Annotated in this window: 2 protein-coding genes; both read right to left on the bottom strand. The window is 60.8% G+C overall.

Annotated elements, in window-relative coordinates; all coding sequences use genetic code 11:
* Nucleotides 1-260, bottom strand: a 260-nt coding sequence (locus A3754_RS07755; RefSeq protein WP_304439824.1) for a JAB domain-containing protein, incomplete at its 3' end; no start/stop codon positions are given.
* 73 nt (nucleotides 261-333) lie between these two features.
* The gene (locus A3754_RS07750) at nucleotides 334-666 is read right to left on the bottom strand and encodes a hypothetical protein (RefSeq protein WP_035233488.1); all 333 of its coding nucleotides are present in this window, start codon (nucleotides 664-666) and stop codon (nucleotides 334-336) included.
* Between the last annotated feature and the right edge of the window lie 27 nt (nucleotides 667-693).

Here is a 693-nt window from a genome sequence, read left to right as displayed (position 1 = left end):
ATGGTGCCGTTGAACAAGGTCTCAAAACTGAGCACCTTGTGCTTGTTGTTGAGGAAGATGGCGGAGAAGACCTCGTTCTTCTCCTGTGCCAGAGCCAGCTGCAGGAACTGGGCAACATCGGTGGGCGCGGTCAGCGCTTCCCGGTCGGTGAGCTCATCGAGCAAGATGGAAGCGGCGGTGCTGACAATTTCCTCGGGCTTCACGCAGCCCTGTACGTGGTACAGGCCCTGCTCGTTCTTTACGAAAGTGGGAATATCCATTCAGGCCTCCAAAGGGGCATAAAGAAGCCCGCACAAGGCGGGCTTCGGAGTGGTGGGCAAAGGGAAGAGGGGGTTACTCAGAATCGAGGCGGAAGCTGTGTCCGCAGTCCAGGCATTCCAGGTTGTCGAGATAGGTCTCGTCGAGCTTGGCTCCCAGCGCGGCACCGGCTTCACCTCCGGCAACGCCACCAGCTAGACCGCCGAGCACGGCACCTGCGATACCGCCGATGGCGGACCCGGCAGGGCCAAACGCCAAGCCGACAGTAGCGCCAACCCGAGCACCACTGGTCGCCATGGCAAACCCACTGGCAGCGCCGGCAGCCGTGCCAACAGTCCCGCCAACCTTGCGGCCATTTTGCAGGGCGACGATTCGGATGGAGCGGCAGGACGGACATTGAATGATCATGAAACCTCCATGAGATGGGGTCAGGAA

The organism is Alcanivorax sp. HI0083, from assembly GCF_001635175.1.
This window is presented reverse-complemented; position numbering and strand designations above follow the sequence as displayed.